This window comes from Paraburkholderia sp. BL21I4N1 (assembly GCF_002973525.1).
Lineage (GTDB): Bacteria > Pseudomonadota > Gammaproteobacteria > Burkholderiales > Burkholderiaceae > Paraburkholderia.
This window is the reverse complement of sequence record NZ_PVEN01000044.1, coordinates 1-5439: the sequence shown is the minus strand read 5'-3', so window position 1 is coordinate 5439 and position 5439 is coordinate 1. Positions and strand designations below refer to the sequence as shown.

At 57.1% G+C, this 5439-nt stretch carries 7 protein-coding genes and 1 pseudogene; 6 read left to right on the top strand and 2 right to left on the bottom strand.

Going from position 1 to position 5439, the window contains the following annotated elements:
- Nucleotides 1–245: hypothetical protein (locus B0G83_RS38860; protein ID WP_219849073.1), on the top strand; the 245-nt coding region annotated here is incomplete at its 5' end.
- An 11-nt stretch (nucleotides 246–256) separates the two neighbouring features.
- Entirely contained in the window at nucleotides 257–1273 is a 1017-nt protein-coding gene (gene sbnA, locus B0G83_RS37750) for a 2,3-diaminopropionate biosynthesis protein SbnA (protein WP_105512333.1), read from the top strand.
- 472 nt (nucleotides 1274–1745) lie between these two features.
- On the opposite strand, the pseudogene B0G83_RS37740 reads toward sbnA, so the two are convergent.
- Both B0G83_RS37740 and B0G83_RS37735 read right to left on the bottom strand, forming a co-directional pair.
- A pseudogene (locus B0G83_RS37740) lies at nucleotides 1746–2709 on the bottom strand (IS110 family transposase); the annotation flags it as partial.
- Between the two features lie 433 nt (nucleotides 2710–3142).
- Entirely contained in the window at nucleotides 3143–3556 is a 414-nt protein-coding gene (locus B0G83_RS37735; protein ID WP_105512332.1) for a ParB N-terminal domain-containing protein, read from the bottom strand.
- A gap of 411 nt (nucleotides 3557–3967) precedes the next feature.
- Between B0G83_RS37735 and B0G83_RS39695 the strand changes: the two genes are divergently transcribed.
- The 4 genes from B0G83_RS39695 to B0G83_RS37715 form a co-directional block, all read left to right on the top strand.
- Nucleotides 3968–4156, top strand: a complete 189-nt coding sequence (locus B0G83_RS39695) for a transposase (RefSeq protein ID WP_105512331.1) — start codon at nucleotides 3968–3970, stop codon at nucleotides 4154–4156.
- A 177-nt stretch (nucleotides 4157–4333) separates the two neighbouring features.
- Entirely contained in the window at nucleotides 4334–4477 is a 144-nt protein-coding gene (locus B0G83_RS39690) for a hypothetical protein (RefSeq protein ID WP_105512330.1), read from the top strand.
- A 102-nt stretch (nucleotides 4478–4579) separates the two neighbouring features.
- Nucleotides 4580–5116, top strand: coding sequence for a chitooligosaccharide deacetylase NodB (gene nodB / locus B0G83_RS37720; protein ID WP_308701563.1), 537 nt, complete (start codon nucleotides 4580–4582; stop codon nucleotides 5114–5116).
- Nucleotides 5117–5130: 14 nt separating this feature from the next.
- Nucleotides 5131–5439: glycosyltransferase family 2 protein (locus B0G83_RS37715; protein WP_146120370.1), on the top strand; the 309-nt coding region annotated here is incomplete at its 3' end.

Here is a 5439-nt window from a genome sequence, read left to right as displayed (position 1 = left end):
CCAAGCCCGGCATCAGCGAGCGCGAACTGGGGCTGGCGTTTCATGAGCGGACCGCGCGCGAAGGCGGCTATCCGGTATTGGGGTGTATCGGCTCCAGGCATGCCCGCGCTTCTCGTCCGCTGTACCCGCCGGAGGCAAAGTCTTTCGCTCAATTCTACGCAGCGTTTTTATCATTGGCATTTCCCCACCGGCTGCGCGGATACCTGCCCCACTCGCCGATGCTCCGCATCAAGAAGTCCACCTGAGAGAGAACACAATGAAAACCCGTAACGTCAGTACAATCAACAACGATCACGCGTTCGTTGAAATTCAAGGTCTTTGTCCTGCTATTGTATATGTGAAAATTGAAGCACTAAATCTTGCGGGATCGGTGAAACTCAAGGCCGCAGTCGGAATGATTGACGCGCTGGAGCGCGAGGAACGTATAGGTCCAAATACAAGCCTGATTGAATCGTCTTCGGGAAGTCTAGGGGTGGCCCTGGCCATGGTTTGTGCCGAACGGGGGTATCGATTCACCTGCGTGATCGACCCCAATACTTCCGAGCAGAACCGGAAGACGATTGAGGCAATGGGAGCTGAGCTCGTCGTCGTACATCAGCGCGACGAAAATGGCGGCTTTTTAGGTACCCGCATTCAATACATTCGGCAAAGAGTCGCCGACGACAGTAACACCGTCTGGCTTAACCAATACGCCAATCCGGCCAATCCGGCTGCCCACTACGATTCCACCGCCAAGTCCATTAGCGAAAAATTTAGCGACATTGATTATCTCTTTATCGGTGCTGGCACCACTGGCACGCTGATGGGCTGCAAATTGTTTTTTCGACGATACCGTCCCGAGACAAAAATTGTTGCCATCGATAGTGTTGGGTCAGTCACGTTCGGCTTCCCGCCGTCAACACGCTACATCCCGGGATTGGGAACAAGCCGCCGACCGGAAATATTCGATCCCGAAGGCCTTGACGCCATGGACCGCGTCAATGAGGCCGATGCGGTCACTATGTGCCGGTGGCTTGCTCGCAGCCACGGACTCCTTCTTGGTGGATCGACGGGAAGCGTGCTCGCCGGAATCCATTCATGGAGAGATCGCATTTTCCATAAAGACGTCGTCGTTGCTATATCGCCTGATTTGGGGGAGCGATACCTTGACACTATCTATTCCGACGCCTGGGTTGCGAAACGTTTTGGAGAAAAGCCCATTTCCGGCGACCTTTCGTTCTTGACAGGTCGAATAGCCCCTGCAGTACCGGGCACGGCCTCACCCCCACGTTGATGACTCGGTCCTGCGTCGGAACTCGCGTAGCGCGCGTAGCGCGCGTATTGCAGCGCTGCGCGTATGACTTTTGTTGACAAGATGGGCCGCAACTTAAGCGTTGCGCGAGCACCGCCTAACCCGATGGCAGCAAAGTGGACACAGTAGACCACACCAAGCTAGTGGTGGGGACTACTGTGTCACCTAAGGTAGCGACGGCAGCGAGACGGACACGCAAACGTACCCCCAACCACCCGATCGAGTTTCGGCGAGAACTTGAAGTCGCTGGCCAAAGACGTCGCCGAACTGATTGCATGCATACCGACAAGCTTCCGGATCATCCGTCATGCGCGTCCGAACTTTGCGCGCGTGTGGATCGCGGCGAGCGTAACTGACATGCGTAGTGGTTTCCCGGCTCTTGCCGCGAAGGTGCAAGCGGCACTCGAAGAGAATCCGCTCGCGGTGACATGTCCATTTTTTGGGGGCGTCGCGGTGATCTCGTAAAAATTCCTTGGGCAACCGATGACGGACTATGGCTTCTCGCGAAACGGCTCACGCGCGGTGCGAACCGGTAGTTCCACGCCGATTCGGTAAGCAGGCGACGGGCGTGCGCGTTGCCGGTCTTGGTAATCGCACCGCGTCGCACAGTGCCACCGCTGGAATGCTCCGAGGGGACCAGCCCAAGGTAGCCCATGAGCTGGCGGGCAGTGGCAAAACGCCCGATATCACCGATCTCGGCTACGAGTCCGATGGCACTGACCGTATCGATGCCGCGCAGGGCGCGTAGTGCAGCTACTACCGATGCGACCTGTTCAGGTAGTGCGCTGTGCTCCAGTGCACCGTTCAGTCGCTCCACGCGAGCGTGGGTGTCCTCGACGGCATGCCGGTATTCGGCAAACGCGAGTTGATCGGCGCTTTGCTCAAACCGTTGATCGGCGAGCCAGCGCAAATGCATGCGGCTCCACGCTGTCTTGCCCGGGTAGACGCGTCCCTGGCGCAGCAGGAATGCCTTGAGTTGCTGACGGGCCTTAAGTCGCATGTTCGCGGATCTTCGCGGGCACGCCACAGGTTGCGCAGTGCTTCGTGCGCGGCATCCGGTATCCAGATGCCTTGAGCTCACCGGCTCGCGACAGTTCGGCCAGGCGCAGGCACTCGCGACGGTCGTTCTTGATCCGGTCCCCGCCGCGGTGTGGCGTCAGCGAGAGGGCGATCGCTTGGCATTGGTAGCCATGAGCGGCGAGCTCGCGATACAGGCCATAACCGGTTGGCCCTGCCTCGTACACTACGCTGACCTGTGCGGCTTCGCCGTACTTGCGCAAAACCTTGAGCAGCGTCGGCACGTCATGCCGGATGGTGCCGGCAAACCGCGCAGGTTCCCGACCGGGTTCGCATATGGCAATTGAGATGCTGTCCTTGTGCACGTCCAGACCGACAAAAAACTTGATCACCTTCTCCATGGTCCGTCTCCTGAAGTTCTGCGCCTGGCCCACCCAGGCGTATGTGGCTCGGCACACTTCGGTGCGCAACCCACGATACCCGAGACGGGCCCCTGCGGTGTTCAATCAGCAGCGACCATTATGTCTAGGTTCATGAACGCCGAAGTAATTTCGTGTAGCGAAGAAACGTTAGCCCCGGTGCCAGCCACCGCGAATGCGTGCAGGAGCGAACCGGACCTGCAGGCCTCGGCGAACTGGATCTGACGATCGCTATATACGATGCGCAATTCGTTCCGCCATTGGAGTTAATTTTTGTTGGCTTGGGCTGGATGTACGACATGCAACGGCGACCCGAGCCGTGAGTTCGGATCGACTGTTGAGCAAATCTCACATCCAATCGCTCAATAGAGGCTCCGGCTCATTGACAAAGTGTTCCCGGATCGTCCGCAGTCCCTCATCTCAGGTCATCGAGATCGACTGAGCAGCTTGGCAGCGTGACCTTTAACCTGTGTCTGGTGGTCTTAAAGCTCATCAGGTCGCCGGAAAGGCCCGCCTGGATGATCTGGTCCGCGACAACAGGCGCGGAGTCGGACCAGTAGGTCACATGCAGGTTTGGATCATCGTAGGAAAGCAGTACGGAGGGAACAAACGAGAGGCCCAGCGCCTTGGCGCAAAAATGGCGATGGTGACCATCCATGATAACAAAATGGCGGTGCTCGACTAAAACGGGCTGGGTCCACCGTCTGTCTTCGGCGATCATTTTGGCCAGCGTCCGAGCACGCGCGACGTTGATCTCCTCACTCGGTCGGAGTTGACTCACGGGGAGCTTGACTATTGCGTAATTTGAGATCAGTTTTACGGACGACATAGGGTTTCTCCTCAGTCAGTGACACTTTCGCGGATAGCCTCGCATGTATCGTGCCACAAGGAAAAAACCCGTTAGAAATCGATATGATCGCTCTCATACTGTCGGGTCGGAGGAGGCGCGCTCGCCAGCTGGCCTCCGTCCGCCGTTCAGTAAGGTCGAGAACTGGCGCGCGCACCGGCAGGCGCCGGTGGTGATTCCACCGCTTTCGCGATGGCCCGCAATCCGGCAACCATGGTCACGTTTCCAGCTCCCGCCACGTCGAACGCAGCGGCCGGTTTCCGGCACTACGCTCTCCTGTTTTGCTTCATGTCAAGATTTATGGGACCTATCATGCTGGGCGCGCTTTCGGTGCGGCAGCACGACGAACACGATCAGGACACGCTTGATCGCTGGTTCCTCGAACATTAAGCACTGCTCTTCTATCTTCCGCCATACAGCCCCGAACTAAACCTTATCGAGATCGTCTGGAAACACATGAAATATCTCACTGGCGCCGCTTCGTCATCTGGACGAAGGAAACCATCGACGCCGAACTCGCCGAATTGCTATCTGGCTATGGCTTCAAATTCCAAGTCAATTTCTCGTGAACACTTACGGTAAAACGCATTTCTCAACGTATCCACGTTATAGATGAAAGGCATAAAAACAATCGATTTTACAAATCGATTTTTGTGTTGCACAGTGAAACCCGTCGTTGTGGAAATGGAAATCGAAGTTGATTGATCGGATACCTCATATTTATAAACTAAGTAGTACGACCGATTTAGGCACGTCTCTATGATGTCCACACTTTTTGATGTATCTCTCGACACGTCATCCAAGCTTACCGAAACCGTGCCCGTCGCGGCCTTCCGGATGGGACGATCGACCGTGGAGCGGCCTACTGGCTTGATAATTGAACGAAACGGGCCAGAGCTGTGAAGGTCCTCGATTGCGTATCCGAGGCGCGCGACGAGTGCGACGGTCGCGACGTCTACTTGACGTTTGACGGCGGTCCTACTTTGCGCACCGGACGTCCTTGATGTGCTGGCAGAACACCGGGTGCCAGCAACGTTCTGCGTCATCGGCGCGTACGTAGAGGACCAGCCGAAGCTGATCCAGCGAATGATCGCCGAGGGACACGAGATTGCCAATCACACGATGACTCATCCGGATTTGTCCAGATGCGAACCTGATGAAGTACGACGCAAAATATTGGACGCGAACAGGATCATCCCGATGGCGTGTCCCCAGGCCACAGTTCGGCATATGCGTGCCCCTTACGGAATATGGACGGACGAAGTGGTCGTTGCAGCGGCAAAGGCGGGGCTGGCGGCTCTTGACTGGTCGGTCGACCCGTGTGACTGGTCTTGCCCCGGCGTCGACGCGATTGTCAGCGCAGTGCTGGCCTCTGCCCGGCCTGGCGCAATTGTGCTCTTGCACGACGGATGTCCTCCCAGCGAGTCAGGAGGGTGCTGTCATGCTGGGCTGCGCGCCCAGACCCTCATGGCGCTTTCCCGCCTGATTCAAGCACTGCATGACTGCGGATTTGTAATCAGTTCGCTACCCCAACCACACTGAACAAACCGACATCTATGAATGCCATTGCCACAATCAGCACTGCCCCGGTTTTGTTGTATGCACTACTCTCGACTGTTTACAAAAGCGTACAGGCCCTCCATGGCCTACCGACGAGTGGTCCGCCGAACTCGCCCAATGTCGCCGACTCCAACTTTCTGCCGGACGTGGACGTCATCGTGCCGTGCTTTAACGAGCAACCGAGCACGCTCTCGGCGTGCCTGGAGTCCGTTGCAAACCAGGACTACGCCGGAAAACTGCGGGTCTATGTGGTTGATGATGGTTCTGCGAATCTCGACGCCGTGAGGCCGGTATACGATGCGTAC